Consider the following 19,195-nt stretch of genomic DNA (forward strand, 5'->3'; position numbering starts at 1 on the left):
ATGAAAACTTTTAGCAAACTATTATTTAATATCATGATGGCCCTGTTTGTGGGGATGTCAGTTGCCGTTGAAAATCCCGTGGCTGGCTTTACTCTGGGGGTTGGGATGGGCGCAGCGGGACTTTTTGTAAGCTTGCCCGCCGGGGTGCTGGCCTCCACTATTCAGATCCAGATATGGGAGGACTTCATCGCCAGTAATCTCTTTAAGGGATACGAGTGGCTGAGGACATACTCCAGAAGCCGGGACCGCAATGTGATGATGGGCAAATTTGTCTACATCCCGCAGGCAGGTGCTGAGCCGGAGGTAGTTAGAAATCGTGAAACATTCCCGATTAATGTGACCCGCAGAGCAGATACTACGCTCATGTATGAGATCGATGAGTTTAGCACGGAGACTATTTCTATCCCGGAAGCTGACAAGATCGAGCTGAGCTATGATAAAATGGATGACGTATTGCAGGACCACATGAAGGCGCTGAACCGTGAGGTGGCGAGATGGACTTTGTATAACTGGGCTCCTACTGCAGCGGCCAACATCGTACCGAGTACCGGAGCAAGTGCAGCAGCATACCTGACCGGCGCGACCGGCAACCGTAAGAAGTTTTTGGTGGCAGACATTGGGTCTGGCAAGACGGTACTAAACAACCAAACCAAAAAAGAGCAAGGTAACAGAGTGGCGATCATGCGCGAGGATGCTTACAATCAGTTAAAATCTGACTCCAGTATCCAAAGCAAAGACAATCATGACCGGTACGGTGCGGTGTGGTCTAAGGGTGACCTGGTAGAGATCTGCGGCTTTAAGATTGTGCGGACGGATGTGATGCCGCGCTGGACTAACGCAGCAACGCCGGTGAAGAAAGCACCGAGTGCTGCAAACGCTGCTACGGATGAGGATGCAATCCTATTGATCGATGCGGACTTTGTACATCTGGCACAAGGTACTATCAAGTTCTTCGGAGCTACTGATGACCCTACATACCAGGCGGACATTTACAGTGCGCAGGTAAGGGCAGGATCCAGTCCGGAAAGAACCAATACCGAGGGTGTAGTGGCCGTGCACGGAGATACGGTATAAAGACAATCTTCTTCAAATTGCTGAATTGGTTGAACTGGGCCAGGGTGAGGGATTCCTTCCCTGGCTTTTTTATCACACATTAAAAAAAGGAAGATTATGCCGATATGGTTGACTGTAACACTCGCAGTAATTGGTAGCGGGGCGCTCACAACGTTTGCGGCCTGGCTCACCAACCGCCACCTGATGAATGCCCAAAAGGGGAAGGTGATGGCGGAGAAGGGAAAAACAGCGGCAGAGGAAAAGGAGATCTATAGTAAGATATACTCAAACCTGATCAAAGACCTAAACGATCAGCTGGAGGATACCCGCAAGCGGTACCAATCAGCCACCGAGGAGTTTGAGGCTAAGGTTAAGCAGCTGAGTAAGTACATCGATGACCTGGAGTCGCAAGTGAAGCGACTGACCAAACAGGTGGACGAGCTGACGAAAGAGAATAAGGATTTGAAAAAGAAAATCAAGGACTGATGGAAGCATTTGAGAAAGCATTTAAGTACACGATCGGACATGAGGGGCGGTATGTGAATGACCCGGATGATCCGGGAGGTGAGACTAAATATGGTATCTCTAAAAGGAGCTACCCACATCTGGACATTAAGAACCTAACCGTGGAAGAGGCTAAGGCGATCTACCTCAAGGACTTCTGGGAAAAGCTAGGATGTCATCAGTTAGCGGATGAAATCGCGATCGAGCTATTCGACACATCGGTGAACATGGGCACTTATAGAGGAGCAATGATTTTCCAGGATGCGCTCAACCTAACCAATAGAAATGAGAGAGACTACTCGAACATCAAGCTGGATGGAGATATAGGACCTGCAACGATTAGAGCTTACCACTCCAATCAAGTGGGCAGTAAGGTCCTTTTCAATGTGATGAACATACTGCAAGGCGAATTCTACATCGGGCTGATGAGGCGCAGGGAGGTGATGGAGAAATATATCGGGTGGTTTAACAGGGTTGAAATCAAAAAAACATAATCATGAGACTAAACGAATTTTTAGAAGAATCAGGAACCGGTAGGTTCAGCAACGCAAGGCTTGCAAACCTGATTGTGGTCTCGTGCTTCGGCGCTGACTGGATCATGCACATCGTGAGGGCGTTGGATTTCAATCCTTCATTCACGATCGTAGGCATAGTAGCGGCGGTGATGGGCATCAAGGTGGCTCAGAAAAGACTCGAGAAATGAGTGCCACTTTAGACATATCGCCAAATAGATTCTGGGGAGGTCTGTTACTGGTGTTCCTAATCATTTTGCTTATTTCATCCATGTCAGGGTGCAAGAGCAAAAAGGTAGTGAGCAGCTCCTCCTCTACTGAGGAAGTAACTACCGAGGAGGTAACGCACACGGATGTAACCAGTAAAACGGAGCGTGATCTGGAAAAGAAAACGATCACAGAAGAGTTTGGCGGTTATCTCATCGGCTCAGTGCCCATCAACCTTAGCGACCTGATCAGCAACCGGGACACTGCCACCTATACCGTCTCCGGGGATGGCGTAGACCTGGACATCAAAGTCAGCGATGGATCTATCAGCTACAAAGCAAAGGCCACTCCTACCAGCCGAACCACTGTAGAGGAAAAAGAGAAAGTAAAAGAGGAGGAGACAGAGAAGCGAAAAACTGAGCGGAAGGATACGACCAAAAAAGAGACAGAAAGCAAAACCAAAACCAAGGTAAAGACCGGGATCTGGAGCCTGCCGTGGTGGGTGTACCTACTCATCATCATGGGGCTTTTATACGGTGGTTATCGGGTGTTTAAATAAACCAAATACAGCAATGAAAAGAAGAATCGCATTATTTCTGATCAGGCTCCTGAGCCGCTTCACTTATACGGAGCGCACGGTGGCAAAAGAGCAGCACAAAGTGGAGCCGGTGATTGATAAAGATGGTAACCCGCTGGTGCTGCACTACCTGGGCAAAGACCGCCAGATGTACAAGTTTAAAAACGAGGCGGACATGGCTGTGGCCCGTGCCATTTGGAGCAAGTTTTTTGATACGGAAAAGGAGCTGAGGATCCAGCGTGATGAACTCAGTAAGAGCCTGCAGAAAACCATCGACTCTGTGAACAAAGGCGAAGTAAGCCAGGCAGGGTTTAACCTGATCATGCTCAAAGACTGGGTGGACAACCTCACCCCTATGGAGGTGCTGCTAAACCAGGCAGGCATCATGTTTTTTGATGAGGAGGAAGACCTGCGAAGGTTTGACGGTGACCGCCACCATGTGAAGCTCCAGGCGATGAAGGCACACCCGGATCAGGGTTTTTTTTTGAATCTGCTGCTGAGTCAATCGGGTATCTCTGGGGATCAATCCTTAAAAGACATCCAAAGCTATTTGATCAAAAGCCAGGTAAAAATCAAAAGCTATCGCCGGATCATTTCCGGGCAGGAAGAATCAAGTCATGGAAAGAATGGGAAGACTTAGTGCAGAGCTTTTGCGAGGGTGATCCCTCGCGCATCAAGGCAGTGAAAGAGCTGAGCTGGGAAGAGTACTGGATGTGGCTGGACAATGAAGTGAGACGAAGGACACCAAAACGAAAAAAATGAGTGTAGACTCCAAAATAAGATGGGACATAGGCGATGATCAGCTGAAAAAGCTGATCCGGCTCATGCATGATTTTGGTGAGGAAGCAGGACTCAGCGACAGGGAGATAAAAGACCTGGACAAAAGCCTGGACAAAATGGGCAAGTCCGGTGAGAAGAATACCAAGAAGGTAAAGAACGAGCTGGACGGCCTGAACAACATGGGCAAGAAGGTGGGCGCTACCCTGCTGGCCGTGTTTGCTGTGGACAGACTTATCGACTACCAGAAACGCATCATCCAGATAAGCGCGGAATACCAACGCATGGAGGCGGTACTTACTACAGCTTTGGGGTCAAACAGTGCGGCGCAGATCGCGATGGCACAGATCCAGAATTTTGCGAAGAATACCCCTTTCCAGGTAAACCAACTGACCGACAGCTACACCAAGCTGGTGAACAGAGGGATAGTTCCGGCCAACAGGCAGCTCACCGCGATGGGTGATTTCGCGGCAGCCTCCGGGAAAGATATGGAGCAACTGGTGGAGGCTATATTGGACGTGAACAATACCGAGCGATGGACTGAGCTGGGGCTAAAAGTGAAGACCGAGGGAGATGTTATAAAAGCAACCTTTAAAGGGATGACCGTGGAGGCCGAACGTACCGAAGAGGGCGCGCTTAAAATGGTGGAAGCCTTTGGAGAGATGGAAGGTGTGGCCGGGGCTATGGAGGGTATCAGCAAGACTACAGGCGGTGCGATCTCTAACTTGGATGATAGTTTCGATCAATTATTTAACACCATAGGTCAGGCGGAGAGTGGTGTGATTTTTAGAGTAGTTACTGGCCTAACAAACTTAGTTACACAGATAAATGAGCTTATCATGACAGATATGGCTAGAACCACACAGGCGGCCTCTGTCATTTTTGATGAAATGAGATCCTCTTTTGAGGATCTAGAAAGTGAGCAGGATTATATAAATAAAATTAAGGAACTAAAGGATACTAATAAAGACCTAGCAGATCAAATTCAGCAAACGGAAGCAGATCAAGAAAGCTTATCAAATGCATTAGGGGATTATGCTAATCTCACAGTAACAGAAGCGGTTGATAAAGACAAGGAACTCAAAGAAACATTAGAAGGTCTAAATGCAGAGCAAATGGCGACAATTAATGCCATCAACTTCCTTGAGATGTCAATGAAGAAGCTCAGCAACCAGACCAAAAAAACTACCCTTGAGTGGAAAGATTTTATTATAAGCACCAGCGACCAGGCGGTAATAGATAAGATGCGCGAAACCCGTGAAGAGCTGGAGCGGCTGCAAAAAGATCTGGATGGCCTTGAGGGTAGTGTGGAATTCCAGTTTGATGATGAGATAGAAAAAATGATGGATGACGCCATCGAAGTGATGGATGAAAAAGGGGACGAATTTGTAAAGGCGAATGAACAAATCGTAGAGCGGACCAAGCGGGAATGGGAAGCGATGAAGGACCACCGCAAAGAGGTGGTAGATGGGTTGATAGACCTGGGGCTTACCCTTACTGATTCTTTATTTGAAATAAACCAGCAGGACAGAGACCGAGAGTTGGAAGCTTTGGCCGCTGATACAGAAGCCAAGCTGGCACTGGCCGGGGATAATGAAGAGCGAAAAGCGGAGATACTCAGAGAAGCAGAAAGAGAGCGTCAGGAGATTATGAACGAACAGCGAGAAGCTGAAAAACGCCAATTTCTATTTGAGCAGGCTGTTGCCCTTGCGGAAGTGCTGATAAAAACGAGGTTAGCAGTAATTGAATCCATCGCTGCATCTCCATTAACCTTTGGAGAGCCCTGGGCGACCAATGCAAGAATTCAGGGGGCTATTTCTGCGGGAATCATTCTTGCACAATCACTCCCGGCGTTTGCCGAGGGTATTGAGCGGGTGCAGGGTCCCGGATCAGAGACGAGCGACAGCATCCACGCCAGGCTCAGCAAGAATGAGCGGGTATTAAAAGCAGCTCACAACAAAGAGATCGGCTTTGATATGAGCAACGAGGAGCTGGTGGCAGCTGCCAAGTTTTACAAGTCCATGCCGGGCGAGGTACGCTCTGACCTGATCAGTCTGATGAATAGTAACGCGAGCCTCGACCCTAAGATATTGGCTGCTGAGATTAGCAGACCTATCGTAAAACAACTAAAGAGCCAGCCGGGGGTGGCGATCACCATAGACGAGCACGGCTCTCACCTGAGCGTAGTGAAAGGTATGGATCGGTTCACCTATTTGGAAAAATACTTTAATGTGAAAATTAAATAGTGTCGTGCATCAGTTTAAACTCATATTAGACACCTCAAACGAGTACCTCGGCCAGATCCGAAACTGGAAGGACCTGATGCCGTTGCTACAGCGGGATCAAAGATACCGCACGATACTGCCTGCCTTCTCTTTGAAGCAACTGGAGCTGACCAAAGCAGCGGCTAAATACATCAAAGATAAGTACGAAGCTCGTGGTGTGCTGGCCAGCACCAGTGTAGAAATTCAACGACATGACGGTACGGATTTTCAGGACTACCTGGAAGGCATGGTCGACTATGCCAGCTACGACAGGGATGAAGAAAACCTAATCACTATCGTAGGTCTGAGACAAGTGGATCTAGTAAGCAAGTGGCTGAGAAGGGACGAGATCGAGACCAGCCTTCAAGAGCTAACCGACCTGGACAACAATGCGATCACCAGCTTCACTGATGAGACTATTGACGTGACCATGCACAACCAGGTGTATGACCGGTTTGTGGATGCGGGCATGTCAGAGCCTACCCTGATCCCTTACCTCACGGTTGGAGCAGGCGAGGCTATCGGCGACTATGATGCTGCTGAAAGAGATGGTCGCCATTTCATTCAACTAGGCACTAATAAGTATACCATCAATGAGATACCTGAAGAGTATTTCAATTTACCATTTGGTTACGTGCATCAAAGTGGAGATCCTACTACCAATCAGCTACGAGATCTGGTTAATAACTTCTTAGAGATCCAACGTAATGCAGACTTTTCTGAGGATATAGACATCACAGTAGATCTGGATTATGATTATGATGTTATCGTGTCATCAAATACCGGTAGCCCTGCAACTGATGGCTCAATAAAATTTGAGTACCAAGAGTATGATGGTGTGGCTGATTCTAAATCGGTGACTACTGTGGATAATGAGAGCCTCAGCTCATGGTCTAATATTGGCACGGATCCAACGGATGGAGGCCGAACGCTCTACCAAAAGACGGGCAGTGTGACTGCCTCCTTTTCAATTACGATTTCAAGTGCTGCGGGCGATGATCCAAATGATGCAATTAAAATGTGGTTTCAATTTGATGGGCCTACATCTCATCCACGCTTTAACACTACTACATCCGAAAAAGTAGACATCACAATTAACACACTCGATGTTAACATTGAGCGGCAGCTCAAGTATGAAGAAACCAACTGCAAAGGGATGCTGGTTTATGAGGCATTTCTTCGCTCACTTCAGAAGATCACGGGGGTAGCAGATCCATTACGGTCAAACTTCTACGGACGTACGGACAGTGAAGTCCATACCTACGGTAGTGATGGCGCAGGATCTAAACGAGTGGTTGCTAATGGGTTTGGTATCCGCCAGTTCCCGCTTGCAGACCATCCTATATATACCAGCTTCTACGATTTATTTCGGGCATTCAATGCGCTCGATAATATTGGTGTAGGTATCGTTACCATTAGCGGTACGCAGTACATTTCCATCGAACCGATAGAGGACTTTATGGATAGCAGCCAGGTTGCTTTCACTATCACAGATCCTGCCCAGTTTAGAGAGTACCCCGCCTTGGAGTATCTCTTCGGGTCTGTCAAGTGTGGGAACACCAGGTACGAGCAGCAGCGAGAAACGATCCTGAGATCACCGCACACACCGAGGATCTATACTACCGGCCTGGACGAGGTAATTAAAAACGAATACGATGCTGAGAACCCGGCAGTATGCAGCGGCCACCTGATCGAGCAGCTCCGCCAGCAGCCGTATATAGAGGGAGCATCCAAAGACACCCAATATGATGATGATTTGTTCATCATCGCTGTGCGCAAAAGTGGTAGTGATTGGGTTAGTGAGAAGGATGAAGATTTTAGTATGGTCAATAACATTGAGTACCCGGATGATCAGTATAACCTGAAGCTCACTCCGGTGCGGTCTCTGATCCGCCATTCAAACTTCCTGATCGGAGGATTCAAACGATACAATGATGATACAGCTCCGGACAAACAACTAAGATTCCAAAAAGGTCTAGGTAATGTATTGGTGGCCACTCGTCTCTCATCCGGGGAGTCAGAGAATACGGTGGAAAATGAAGACATCAGCGAGACTGAAGGGCGCACTCCTTTGTTTATCCCGGACTTTCAGGAGTATAAGTTTCCACTCACGCAAAGCCAGTGGACATCCTTGCTGGCTAATCCTAACCAGGTAATCACGGTGAGCTGGAGGGGTCTGACTAAGAAAGGCTTTTTGGAGATGTGCAAGGTGAAGGACGGCAACAGCATGGAAGCAGAATTTAAAACCCTTAAAATCTACGAGCCATGAGTTTTATCATATCACGTGCGAATCCGCTCAGGTTTGTGATTAAGTCACCGGCCAACCTGGTAGGACCGGGAAGGGACGGCCAGCTCTATGCCGATCAGTATCACTTTGGTATTCATGACATGGACCCGTACATCCAGCCGATGGCTAAGGACTCATGGTTTCAGTTCAATACTGATTACAGCACAAACAATATCAGCATCCGAAAGGTGACCGACCCGGACACTGTGGTACAGTCACTTTCCAAGATAGAGTTCCCGACTGATTACCTGAAGTTTGTGGTGAGCCCATCGTCACTTGAGTACGGTGAGCGATACTTTATTCAGATTGATTCATTTGAGGGTGGACAACCAGACATTCAGGTAGTCAGCGAGCCATTCAAAGCTTTAGCGGAAAATAAGCGAGTGGTAACGATTGATTACTACAATTATGATGATGCTTTTGGTGTAAACTATAATACACCTGTCAGGCTTTTTGCGGTTGGTATCGAGGGCAGCTTTTGTGATGAAGTACCTATCGGTGATCGTACCGGATTTGTGGATGATGCGGGTCTGATAAGCACACTAAGCTCTTTTAACCACAGAGGCATCAGGCTACAAACCGGACACCTTCCGGGGCATTTGCACAATATTATTAAACTGGCTTTAAGCCATGATTACATCCGCATCGATGGGATTGTTTGCCAGCCTGTGGAACCCTACGAATGGGAGTTTGAAGACGGCAGCAGCTTGGCTCAAGGCACAGCTGTGATGCAGGTGGTAGAAGACGCGATGATCAACCGTCACGAGACCAGGACAACATTCTCATTTCCTGCTGCGCCTTCTGATTTCACTTTCTCAGGTATTGGAGATCCCCTGAACGTTACTGCTAACTGGACGGATAACTCAAGTGACGAAACAGGGTTTGAAATAGAGTATCAGCTGGATGGTGGAGAGTGGACGCATTGGGAAACTACTGCTGCAAATGCGGAGACACACAATGAGAATATCAGTGCATGGGACCCGGGAGAAACTTTAAGGCTAAGAATAAGAGCTGTAAATGCTAATGGTTACTCAGAGTGGGTATACGGCAAAACAGCTTGGATATTGGAGGATGGCACTTGGAATGATGGAGGAATTTGGCAAGATAATGAATTCTGGAATGATTAAAAACTTAAAAACAAAAAGGACTATGAAACGGACAATTTTAACATGCATGATGACGCTCCTTATGATAGCGTCTTTTGCTCAGATAACCTCTATTTCCAATGGAGAATCTGGCAGCTCTGTGAGGACTAAACTGAACTCACTAATTACGAGGTATAATTTGTGGCCGACAGTATCTACCACAAATGGATATTTTCTAGTGGGAAATGGAAGTAATATTGTTTCCGAATCTCCTGCCACAGCAAGGGCAAGTTTAGGGCTTGTGATAGGAACAGATGTACAAGCTTATGATGCAGACCTCACAACACTAGGAGCTGGTGGATCTGGGGCAAGGGATTTTTTAGGATTGGGGACTTCTGACAGTCCTGGATTTGATGGCTTGTTTGTAACTTCAAACATATATACTCCAAGCATATCAAATGATCTAGGAGATATTTTGGTTGAAGGAAGCACGTTTTCGGGCAATAATTTGACTGTACCAGGAGATATATATCCAACAGGAGAAATAAGAAGCCCTGGAGATCTCACAATTAGTGCAAACCTTCAATCCGATGACCTTTTTTTAGAGGGAGATACCACATACATATTAGCAAATCAATTCATCGTTTCCGCAAATTCAGGGACTGTATTTGGGTCACCGACTGGAGGGGCAAAAGGGGCTGGGACTATAAATGCTGTAGCTATATATGACGATAACAGCTTATTGAGTGACTATGTTTTTGAAAAGGAATTTTGTGGCTATACTTTGGGTGATTATGGGCAGAATTTCCGCAGAAAATCCCTTCAACAGGAGATAAGGCATGTAAAGAAAAATTACAGCCTCAGCACCTTACCAAGTCGTGAAGAGTGGGAAAAAGACAGGCCATCACTAGGTAAACTCCAGCAGAAACTATATGAAACAATAGAAGTGCAGTTCTTATACATCATGGAGTTAGAAAAAAGGATCAGCAAGCTAGAAAAACATAAATAAAGGATTTTTTAACGTTAAAAATAGATTCAAAATGAATTGGACAATTCTAAGTTTTGGTGGAGGGATGAGCAGCTTGTTCTTCTACCTATTTGCTCCACTGATAAACTTAGTGGAGTTGTTGAAGCCTATCAGGCTTATGGCAGTATCTGAGCGCGACACAAGTGCCGCTCCCACTACTCCTACCATCTCGGATAATGCACCGGATGACTTTGCGCGGATTGTGTCTGTAGGGATTTTCAAAACGTCTGTAGACGTGAGCGGATGGGATGCAAATGATGACACGGCCTGGGATGCTCTGGAGACTTCCGGCGATCTGCATATTATTGGACCAGTGAGGGGTTCTTTGCCCGAGGGATCAATGACCACCGGCGGTGGATATGGTTTTTTAGATATGCGAAAGAAATATCATTCAATGGATGTCCCTATTGTTCATGCTAATACTGCAGAGGCAGCATTGGCTTTTTGGGATACAATTGCGGATCAACCAGGTGACTGGTCCATGATGTTTGTGTTTGAGGATCTGAAGGCGTTCATCTACCTGGGTAAGGACTTAATCCCTATTCCAATGACCTTTAACGCTAGAGCGGCAAGTGAGAGTGAGGAGATTGGTGATGAAAGATCCACTAAGGTTAATGCCATGTTTAAACACAAGCGTCAACCCTATCAAATTGATGTGAGTAGTGCTGCTGCAAACTTTAAGCTTAACTAGTGTTTAACTAGCCTTTAATGACTACATTCACAGCCCTTTCGAGGGCTGTTTTTGTGTACATTTGATTTTATTTCTTACGTACGTTTGATTTTTGCGATTCTATATAACAACAAAGCCAATTCAGTATCTACTAACTACATGAGAAACGTCAATAACACGTTGGCTAAAAACCGCAGGATTTTGGCTGAGTTGAACCCCGAGGGAAAGAAGAAAACGCACAGGGACAAGTTGCTAAAAAAAGGATTTGATTTTGATTTTCATACGAGTACATACACCACCAAGGCCGGAGATACCTATTATTTCTGCTATGAGCACGGATACTTAAATCTGGAAGAAGGTTTTGTTCTTTTGGTGGAGCGGTCTGAAGATTAAATTTTGGTAATCTCAAAACATTTACGAGGGTCTTGAATTTTAGTTAATGAAGTAAACTAATATGATCAGATATGGAAGAACCAAAGATTGCAGGTAAAGCTCCTGTGTCAATTGAAGTAGAAGAAGGTAAGACCTACGCATGGTGTGCCTGCGGTCAATCCTCCAATCAGCCTTTTTGTGATGGCTCACATGGTGGCACGGAATTCTCCCCCAAAGTTTTCAAAGCGGAAAAATCTAAAACTGTTTACATGTGTATGTGTAAGCACACCAGCAATCCCGGGTTTTGCGATGGCTCACATAAGCAACTGTAATTACCACGTTGCATGATCCAGATTCGCATCTATCACCGTTACTGAGTCAAGTTTGATGATAAAGGGATGGCAGATGCATGAGTCGGGGCATTGTATTTCAGTGCATACTATTTGGTCTCCATCTCTTACAAACAAACTGTAACTTCCTTCTTTCAGCCTGATTGAATATTTCCCTTCCGCATTCGATCGTACACTATCCACTAGTAAATTAGGATTATACGTTTCAGAGACTTCCGTAATCAATATCCAGGCAGAGATAGGTCTGGGCTCACATGGTGGAATTCCCGGACCCGGCATGCAATTTCCTTCATACAAGCCGATTGTTCCTTGGAGAGTTCCGGTTAGCTGGTTGGCCTGTTGAGCCGTGCATCCGGAGGTCCAAAAAATGACTAATAGTATACTTGAAAGGGTGATTTTGGTCATTTGGATTTGGTTCAATTATCGGTTGAATATTCTTCAATTTAAGAATAATGGTCTAACTAATTTCTTAATTTTCATATTAAACAGAACATACATTATCACTTGATAATCCATCTACCTCTATTAATAGTGCTATTTTGGAGTTAATCCATTTTAATTTACATATAAAATGAAATATTATTCTTAATTTATTCTATATACGGAATAATATTTCAATTTTTAATTTTAAGGACGAACCTTATTGGAAGTGGAAAAGAAATACCCTTATATTCGCCTGAATATTTTGTAACCTAATCGTTTTATTATGAGAAGAATTGAGCGACGGGTAAAGGCGTTGTTGCTAGCCTTTACCTTGTCCACCATGACTACTTTTGCCCAAACTCAACTACAGCGGCAAGAGATCAGCAGCAAGTACGACAAAGCAAAACTCACCCAATTAAAGCAGGATTTCAGAGCAAAGCAGGAAAGCAAAAAAGCTCAGGCCATAAACATGGCCTCCCTCCGTGGGTGGGAGATTCTAAAAGCAAATTCCGACGGATCTATTGATGAATTGGTAGCTGTCTCCAACGACGGCCAACCTATTTATTACACGATCTACAATGAAGATGCCGCTCGATCAACCAGAGCGAATCATTTGAACATTGGCGGATCTCTTGGCTTAAGTCTTGACGGCCAGAACATGACGGCTCACGTGTGGGACGGTGGTCCTACCCGAGTGACTCACCAGGAGTTTGATGGCCCTGGTGGAAACAATAGGGTATCAATCAATGACGGTGTAACCGGATTGAACGGAAACAGCTTTCATGCTCAGCACGTTACCGGCACCATTGTGGCTTCAGGAGTGCAGGCCGCTGCAAAAGGGATGGCACCACGAGCTAGGGCCTTAACCCACGATTGGAACAACGACCTTTCTGAGGCTACTGCTGAAGCTGCCTCAGGGATGCTTATTTCCAACCACTCGTATGGATATCGTGCGGATCTGGTACCAGATTGGTACTTTGGAGCGTACATTGATGAAACAAGAGACTGGGACAACCTATTGTACAACTCGCCATATTATCTGATGGTGGTAGCTGCCGGCAATGATGGAAACGACAACTCATCAAATGGCTCACCTTTGGCAGGCGCATCATCTTTTGACAAATTGACCGGCCACTCCACCGCTAAAAACAACATGGTTGTTGCCAATGGTCAGGATGCCAATGTAAACAACGACGGTAGCTTCAACTCTGTAGTTATTAACAGCAGCAGTAGTGAGGGACCAACTGATGATTATCGAATAAAACCAGATATCACTGGAAATGGCACAGGAGTTTACTCAACATACGACAATAGCGATGTTGCTTATAACTCCATCAGTGGAACTTCCATGGCTTCTCCCAATGTGGCTGGTACGTTGTTGCTTTTGCAGCAGCACTACAACAATGTAAATGGATCATTCATGAGAGCGGCTACTCTGAAGGGCCTTGCTCTGCATACTGCAGACGATGCTGGAATTTCCGGACCTGATGCCGTTTACGGATGGGGACTATTGAATGCAAAAAAAGCAGCAGAGACCATCAGCTCAAACGGTGGGGCTTCCATCGTTTCAGAGCTAACTCTAAGTCCCGGACAAACCTATACCCTCAACGTAGATTCCGATGGAAGCAATCCATTGATAGCTTCTATCTCCTGGACAGATCCAGCCGGAACTGCTAATACAGGTACTACAAACCTTTCCACTCCGGTATTGGTAAATGATCTGGATATCCGTGTTTCAAAAGGAGCTACTACTTATACCCCGTACCGATTGACTGGAGTAAACTCCAACGGAACAGGAGACAATACGGTTGATCCGTATGAGCGGGTGGATATTTCAAGTGCCACAGGATCGTATACAGTGACAGTGACACATAAAGGATCACTTTCTGGCGGAAGCCAAAATTTTTCTTTGGTAGTTACAGGATTGGGAGCATCCCAACCATGTACAGCTACTACTCCAACCGGTCTTAGCGCATCAAATGTAGGATCGTCTACTGCCAGCCTTTCATGGTCAGCAGTTGCCGGCGCTACTTATGATGTGAGATACAGACAAACAGGAACTACTACCTGGACGACTCAGGCTTCATCAGGAGCATCAGCAAGCCTTTCGGGGCTAACTCCGCAGACACAGTATGAGGCACAAGTAAGAAGCAAGTGTTCAGATGGATCAAATTCATCATATTCCAGCTCAGTGACTTTCACTACTACTGAAGTTCAACTGAACTATTGTGCTTCCAATGGAAACAACACATCAGATGAATACATAAGCCGTGTTCAAATTGGAACAATAGACAACAGTACCGGCGCATCTTCAGGGGGATATGGGGACTTTACTGGACAGTCTACCAACCTGGCTAAAAATGCTTCTGTTACCATTACGGTAACCCCTACATGGACAGGTACAACGTACAATGAAGCTTACAGCGCATGGATTGATTACAACAAAGATGGCGACTTCACTGATGCCGGCGAGCAGGTGTGGACGAGATCTGCAACTCAAACCACGCCGGTTTCCGGGACTTTCACCGTTCCAAGTAGTGCTGTGGAAGGAACCACTCGTTTGAGAGTTTCCATGAAATACAATGGAATACCAACATCTTGCGAGTCATTCCAATACGGGGAAGTAGAGGATTACACAGTAAACATTACCGTAGGTGGAGATACCCAGGCACCAACTGCACCTACTGGTTTGAATGCTTCAAATGTTACACAGACGACCCTGACATTGAACTGGAACGCTTCGACGGATAATGTGGGAGTAACGGGATATGACGTGTATCAGGGAGCTTCCAACATCGGAAGTGTAACCGGAACATCTGCTAATATTACAGGTCTGGCAGCTGGCACTTCGTATACTTTTACTGTAAGAGCGAAAGATGCGGCAGGTAATGTTTCAGCGGCAAGTAATGCCCTGAATGTGACTACCCAAAGTGCGGGAATGAGTTGTGCATCTACAGTTACACTACCATATGCTGAAGGTTTTGAAACCGGAGCTGGGTGGACGCAGGTTACCGGTGATGATGGTAACTGGCTTAGAGATGCCAACGGCACCCCTTCATCAAATACAGGACCAAGCTCAGCAGCCCAGGGATCATATTACATGTATCTGGAGGCATCAACCTCAGGAACAGGACAGATAGGAAGCAATGCGACCGCCATTTTGGAAAGTCCATGTTTCGATTTATCAGGTGAAAGTGCGGCAACCTTCGCATTCAAGTACCACATGTATGGAAGCAATATAGGCTCACTCACGGTCCAAGCTTCCACGGATGGAAATAACTGGACGAACATTTGGACGCAATCTGGAAATCAGGGTAACTCATGGCAGACTGCCAATATTGATCTGGCTGCTTACCTGGGTGATGACGTGAAACTGAGAATGATAGGAACCACTGGAAACGGATGGTCAAGTGATATTGCAATCGATGATCTTTCGGTAAGCGCGGGAAGTACCGGTGGAGATACGGATGTGACATTGACAATCGTATTGGATAACTATCCTGAGGAAACCAGCTGGCAGATCAGAGACGGTTCGACCGTGCTAGCTTCAGGTGGAACTTACGGTTCCCAGCCCGATGGATCAACCGTGACAGAAGTAATTTCCCTTGCTACCGGATGCTATGATTTTGTAATCAATGATAGCTACGGTGACGGAATCTGCTGCTCATACGGAAGCGGCTCATATAGCCTGACAGATGGAAGCACTACGCTTGCTACAGGGGGCTCATTTGGATCCAGCGAGACCACCAGCTTCTGTGTTGGTGGAGCTACTTCTTCGATATTTGCCGTGCAGTCATCTGCTTCTGTAGGTTCGCCTGTGAGCGTAAGCATGTATCCAACTTACCGAGTAGGGGAGCAACTGACAATTGCATCAAATAGGTCTGAGGTGTCTTACACCATTACAAACCTGAACGGTCAGGCAGTTGAAAGTGGTCAGTTGGTAAATGGTAAGGTATATGTAGGAAACCTGAATGCGGGAATGTACATGATTCACCTCATGGATGAAGGTGGAAAATCAATCATGAAGAAGTTTGTAAAAGAGTAACCTAAATCTAACCTAATCGGAAGCCCTGTTCACACTTGTGGATGGGGCTTTTTGTTTGGCTAGCTTCCCCAAATGAAATTGAAAATTCCACCGGTCATAATATTCTCTTTATCCCTCGGGTTGTTATTTGGCTCATATTATCTCATTCACGATTTGGCATATTCATTCATATCAAGAACTCATTTCCAGGGTGTTTTTGATAGGCGGAATGTTGTGTGTTATGATGGGCCATCATTGCTTTTCGGAACAAGAGTACCACGGTAGATCCAATGAATCCTCAAAAAGCTTATGTACTTGTGACTCACGGCATCTACAAATACACCCGAAATCCGATGTACATAGGAATGTGGTATATCCCCGATTCCCAATCAAACCGGAAGAAGAAGCGATAACCAAGCTATTCGGAAAGGAGTATAGAGAGTATTGTGAGAAAGTGAGGAGGTGGGTGTGAGGATTTTACTATTTCTCTGTATGCCCATCAGAATCATGTAGTACTATTTGTACATTCAACACAGCAAAAGTAGCAGCCTCTTTCACTTTCTTTTTAGTATTATTTATTGAAAAGGAATAGTTTTGATGAAAATCATTAAAAACCTAATCCATTAAGTATAAAAATTTTCATGAAAAAATTTCTCCTGCTGACCTTTGTATCAGTAATAATCATCCGATGCAACCCTAACGAAGAACAAATACAGCCCGATGAACCGAGGGAGAATCCGGGCCACTCCTATGGTAAGGTGAGGATAGATGATGACCCTACCCTTAAAAACCTCATGAGTGCCCTTCAGTCCTCTTCCGGTAGAGTGGCAGCCCTGGACCTGGATAGTGCGGAATATCTACATGACGAAGTATTGGACCTGACCAATTATTCCATTCTTACTTCCGGTAACCGACTGGACCGTATTGAGAACATTGTATTTGTAGACTTTGATTCTGTATACGCCGCATACAATATCATATATGAGCCATCCCAGTATCATCTGGCCAATTTGGACACGGCAAGTTTTTTGGCCTATTTCTCAGGAACAATTTCTTACCAATCTTTGGAAACAGGCGAAATCTTTTATGCCACAGAAATGCAGGATGGGGTATCCATTGATGGGGAAGCGCATGAGGGAGGACGAACCGACGGTGATGGCGATTTTCAGTACGGATGCTACATTGACCAGCAGGAAACCATGAGTTCCGAATGCTTTATACAGGTGAACACCTATGAAGTAGGTGGCCGGGTAAAATACACAACAATAAAAGTGGAAAAAACCGGCAAAAATGCCGGCCAAACACAAACAAGTACCCACTGGGTGCGCTCCGATACCAAAGAGACGATTACTGACATTACCATCACCTGCCACCTGGACACTGACTTTTCCGAATGCCACTACAATTGGTTCAATACCAATGGATACCAGGTGATCCCGCAGTTTTCCGGCAACAACTTTTCCGGGGTGCTCAGCCTGGTGCCCAGCGGCGGACCCCAGCTTAGCCTGCTTGATGCCATAGAGAAGCAATTTTACGACTTATTAGAGCAAGATCCCTTTGCCCTTATTCAAAATTGTGACCAGATCGAAAACTGGCAAGCCTTAGCCCAACATACACCCCCACAAGAGGTAATAGATAAAATTCAGAATTTAGATGACAACTATACAAGTATAATTTCTGGAGATTGGGATATACAGTACATCAAAGATGCCAAAGGCCCAGTAGTGAACCTGGACTATTTTCCTGTTAAGATCACCCAGCTTCCGATCAATCCTAACACCGGAAATCGGTTTGGGCCAACTGGTTTTTTTAACTATGTGAGAAAAAACCTAAACACCTTCTTTGCTAATAACTCTACTGAATTTGGCCCTTACAATGATGATGAATTGCTGAACTGGCTGTCCGATGACTATTTAGGCACAATTATGAGGTTTGATATCGACCTTCCAGGTCCATTTCAGCAAGATGGGAGCGTCATATGTTCTGATCAGAAAAATAGGAGTTGGATATTTACTACAATTGAATCACCACAAGATTGGAATCATCCTGTGAGTGGAAACAGACAATTTGGATTAGAACAAAATCAAGATGGAAGCTATACTTTCTTCACAAGAGGTGTTGATAGAGTAGCGGAAACGTTTGACAATTTTGTTGGAGACTTGCCAATTGCCCCATCAGCTTTTGAAGGAGCGGATGCTCTCTGGAGTGCGTTTCAGGATAATCTGGAAAATTACATCAATGACCCAGCAAATGGAGGGCAAGCACAAAAGGAAAATCCGCAAATTGATCGCCCTGATTGGGATAAGGTAAATGAAGTATTAATGGGTACCAGGCCGATTTCTGACTTAGGATGTAATTAATATAAATATGAAAAAATTTATTTTCAAATCTATAATACTAGGGCTGCTCTTATATACAATTCATATGGGTTCAATATTGATTTGTGATCACTTTTATGGACAACCGTCCGGTTATGTTTTTTCTGGCTTTGGTGTTTTTGTGTACGGTTTAATATTTGGGCTATGGGCATATGTTCTACTCAATGGCATATATATATATATATCAAGAAATGATGTTAAGAGGAGCGCTAGGTATTTAAAAGCCGTTATCATTCTTATGCTAGGATATTTCCTTTCAAGAATACCCGATATGATTGATAGTGATTTCTTTAGCAACTTTAGTTGGAGAGAAATTATTGGATTCTTACTATTGATTCCCGCTTTGGTCGAAATTGAGTTCTTACTAAGGAAAAAATTGAATAAGAGTACTTAAAGGTCTATTCAACGATCTTTCAAATGGAGGTCAACCCTCTAGATCAGAAAATCAAAAACAATGGTGGGTCGTCAGTTGTCCCCAAAGCCTCAGATAATATAATTTATCGACCAGATTGGGAAAAGGTGAAGGAAGTGTTAAATGGTAATCGTCCAATTAGCGATTTAGAATGTGACTAAACACACAATCATGAATACCTTAGCAAAAGTACTCCGTTACATCCTTATTGTCGATGGTTCAATTTTCCTAATATCATTGGTGGCTTCATTAATGATGCTTACTTTGAGCCAT

At 45.2% G+C, this 19,195-nt stretch carries 17 protein-coding genes; 16 read left to right on the forward strand and 1 reads right to left on the reverse strand.

Translation table 11 applies throughout. From position 1 onward, the window contains the following. The 14 genes from RLN88_RS04315 to RLN88_RS04380 all read left to right on the forward strand — a co-directional run bounded on the left by RLN88_RS04315 (position 1) and on the right by RLN88_RS04380 (position 11,667). Positions 1 to 1,074 carry a hypothetical protein gene (locus RLN88_RS04315; protein ID WP_350220155.1) on the forward strand — a complete coding sequence of 358 codons (1,074 nt, stop codon included), beginning with the start codon at positions 1 to 3 and terminating at the stop codon, positions 1,072 to 1,074. Positions 1,075 to 1,170: 96 nt separating this feature from the next. Continuing rightward, positions 1,171 to 1,539, forward strand: coding sequence for a hypothetical protein (locus tag RLN88_RS04320; RefSeq protein ID WP_350220156.1), 369 nt, complete (start codon positions 1,171 to 1,173; stop codon positions 1,537 to 1,539). Then, positions 1,539 to 2,051, forward strand: coding sequence for a glycoside hydrolase family 108 protein (locus tag RLN88_RS04325; RefSeq protein ID WP_350220157.1), 513 nt, complete (start codon positions 1,539 to 1,541; stop codon positions 2,049 to 2,051). The genes RLN88_RS04320 and RLN88_RS04325 overlap by 1 nt, the downstream gene beginning before the upstream one ends. 2 nt (positions 2,052 to 2,053) lie before the next feature. Beyond that, positions 2,054 to 2,260, forward strand: a complete 207-nt coding sequence (locus RLN88_RS04330; protein ID WP_350220158.1) for a hypothetical protein — start codon at positions 2,054 to 2,056, stop codon at positions 2,258 to 2,260. Further along, positions 2,257 to 2,835 carry a hypothetical protein gene (locus tag RLN88_RS04335; protein ID WP_350220159.1) on the forward strand — a complete coding sequence of 193 codons (579 nt, stop codon included), beginning with the start codon at positions 2,257 to 2,259 and terminating at the stop codon, positions 2,833 to 2,835. The genes RLN88_RS04330 and RLN88_RS04335 overlap by 4 nt, the downstream gene beginning before the upstream one ends. A gap of 13 nt (positions 2,836 to 2,848) precedes the next feature. Continuing rightward, the gene (locus RLN88_RS04340) at positions 2,849 to 3,493 is read left to right on the forward strand and encodes a hypothetical protein (protein ID WP_350220160.1); all 645 of its coding nucleotides are present in this window, start codon (positions 2,849 to 2,851) and stop codon (positions 3,491 to 3,493) included. Continuing rightward, complete coding sequence (locus RLN88_RS04345) at positions 3,493 to 3,615, forward strand: hypothetical protein (RefSeq protein ID WP_350220161.1); 123 nt, start codon at positions 3,493 to 3,495, stop codon at positions 3,613 to 3,615. The genes RLN88_RS04340 and RLN88_RS04345 overlap by 1 nt, the downstream gene beginning before the upstream one ends. Beyond that, a complete protein-coding gene (locus RLN88_RS04350) occupies positions 3,612 to 5,876 on the forward strand; it encodes a tape measure protein (protein WP_350220162.1) in 2,265 nt (754 codons plus the stop codon). The genes RLN88_RS04345 and RLN88_RS04350 overlap by 4 nt, the downstream gene beginning before the upstream one ends. Before the next feature lie 4 nt (positions 5,877 to 5,880). Continuing rightward, a complete protein-coding gene (locus tag RLN88_RS04355; protein WP_350220163.1) occupies positions 5,881 to 8,163 on the forward strand; it encodes a hypothetical protein in 2,283 nt (760 codons plus the stop codon). Continuing rightward, a complete protein-coding gene (locus RLN88_RS04360; protein ID WP_350220164.1) occupies positions 8,160 to 9,308 on the forward strand; it encodes a fibronectin type III domain-containing protein in 1,149 nt (382 codons plus the stop codon). The genes RLN88_RS04355 and RLN88_RS04360 overlap by 4 nt, the downstream gene beginning before the upstream one ends. Continuing rightward, the gene (locus RLN88_RS04365; RefSeq protein ID WP_350220165.1) at positions 9,253 to 10,275 is read left to right on the forward strand and encodes a hypothetical protein; all 1,023 of its coding nucleotides are present in this window, start codon (positions 9,253 to 9,255) and stop codon (positions 10,273 to 10,275) included. Before RLN88_RS04360 ends, RLN88_RS04365 begins: the two co-directional genes overlap by 56 nt. Before the next feature lie 31 nt (positions 10,276 to 10,306). Next, entirely contained in the window at positions 10,307 to 10,984 is a 678-nt protein-coding gene (locus tag RLN88_RS04370; RefSeq protein ID WP_350220166.1) for a hypothetical protein, read from the forward strand. Positions 10,985 to 11,122: 138 nt separating this feature from the next. Next, a complete protein-coding gene (locus RLN88_RS04375) occupies positions 11,123 to 11,356 on the forward strand; it encodes a hypothetical protein (RefSeq protein WP_350220167.1) in 234 nt (77 codons plus the stop codon). Between the two features lie 71 nt (positions 11,357 to 11,427). Continuing rightward, positions 11,428 to 11,667, forward strand: a complete 240-nt coding sequence (locus RLN88_RS04380) for a CDGSH iron-sulfur domain-containing protein (RefSeq protein WP_350220168.1) — start codon at positions 11,428 to 11,430, stop codon at positions 11,665 to 11,667. Here RLN88_RS04380 and RLN88_RS04385 read toward each other — a convergent pair whose 3' ends face one another. Beyond that, positions 11,668 to 12,090, reverse strand: a complete 423-nt coding sequence (locus RLN88_RS04385) for a hypothetical protein (RefSeq protein ID WP_350220169.1) — start codon at positions 12,088 to 12,090, stop codon at positions 11,668 to 11,670. 301 nt (positions 12,091 to 12,391) lie between these two features. Here RLN88_RS04385 and RLN88_RS04390 point away from each other — a divergent pair, with 301 nt between their 5' ends. After that, positions 12,392 to 16,153: a S8 family serine peptidase gene (locus RLN88_RS04390; RefSeq protein ID WP_350220170.1), complete on the forward strand. Its 3,762-nt coding sequence runs from the start codon at positions 12,392 to 12,394 to the stop codon at positions 16,151 to 16,153. A 620-nt stretch (positions 16,154 to 16,773) separates the two neighbouring features. Continuing rightward, on the forward strand, positions 16,774 to 18,492 hold the full coding sequence (locus tag RLN88_RS04395; protein ID WP_350220171.1) for a hypothetical protein: 1,719 nt from the start codon (positions 16,774 to 16,776) through the stop codon (positions 18,490 to 18,492). Positions 18,493 to 19,195: the final 703 nt, after the last annotated feature.

Source organism: Ekhidna sp., from assembly GCF_040223195.1.
Classification (GTDB): Bacteria; Bacteroidota; Bacteroidia; order Cytophagales; family Cyclobacteriaceae; genus Ekhidna.